This is a genomic window from Bacillus sp. CD3-5, assembly GCF_006349665.1.
Lineage (GTDB): Bacteria > Bacillota > Bacilli > Bacillales > Bacillaceae_G > Bacillus_A > Bacillus_A paranthracis.
Window position 1 is genome coordinate 1 of the sequence record NZ_VEPX01000042.1, and the last position, 865, is coordinate 865.

An 865-nucleotide genomic window follows, 5' to 3' on the forward strand; every position below is an offset into this window, starting at 1 on the left:
ATAAAGTTAGTTTGTCTAGCATCTAAAATAAAAATTGACGTTTCACGTTGTTTGTTTCGTTCAGTTTTCAAAGAACTGCTTAGTCGCTCATTTGCGACTTCCTTATGTTAACATCTTCGTTTTTCGATGTCAACTAAGTTTTTTAATTTCTTTTTTATCGTTTTCTGCGTTTCCGCATCAGCGACGGTTATTAATATATCATGCAGTACATACATGGTCAATACTTTTTATAAAAAAATTTCACATCCCGTTAAAAGTTTAAAAACATGTTTCAAAAATCATTATAATCTCCCTTCCTTCTGCATTTCATATCTTATCACTTTACCATACTTCTATACGATAGAAAATTCTAAATTTTATGTTATATTATTGTTATAGGAGCGTGGTGAGAATGAGCATTAAGTATTCAAACAAAATCAATAAAATCCGGACCTTTGCATTAAGTTTAGTATTTATCGGCCTCTTCATTGCATACTTAGGAGTCTTTTTCCGTGAGAACATTATTATTATGACAACATTTATGATGGTTGGCTTTTTAGCTGTTATCGCTAGTACTGTCGTTTACTTTTGGATTGGTATGTTATCTACTAAAACTGTACAAATTATTTGTCCAAGCTGCGATAAACCTACAAAAATGCTCGGTCGTGTCGACGCATGTATGCATTGCAACCAACCTTTAACAATGGATCGAAATCTAGAAGGAAAAGAATTTGATGAAAAATATAATAAGAAGAGCTATAAGTCATAAGTATATACGGAGACAATGCATCCTTACAAAACTAAACATGAAAAGAGGTTGTCCCAAAAGTAGCTGAATAGCTACTTTTGGGCAACCTATTTCTTTACAGAAAATATAAAAAAGAAT

Annotated in this window: 1 protein-coding gene; it reads left to right on the top strand. The window is 31.7% G+C overall.

Annotated features, from left to right (window positions below):
- The first annotated feature begins 391 nt into the window (after positions 1-391).
- Entirely contained in the window at positions 392-748 is a 357-nt protein-coding gene (locus FH036_RS26895) for a YgzB family protein (RefSeq protein WP_000025063.1), read from the top strand.
- The last annotated feature ends 117 nt before the right edge of the window (positions 749-865 follow it).

What these genes read in the sequence shown, in the direction of transcription:
- FH036_RS26895 (WP_000025063.1), top strand. Translation starts at nt 392, where the DNA reads ATGAGCATTAAGTATTCAAACAAAATCAATAAAATCCGGACCTTTGCA.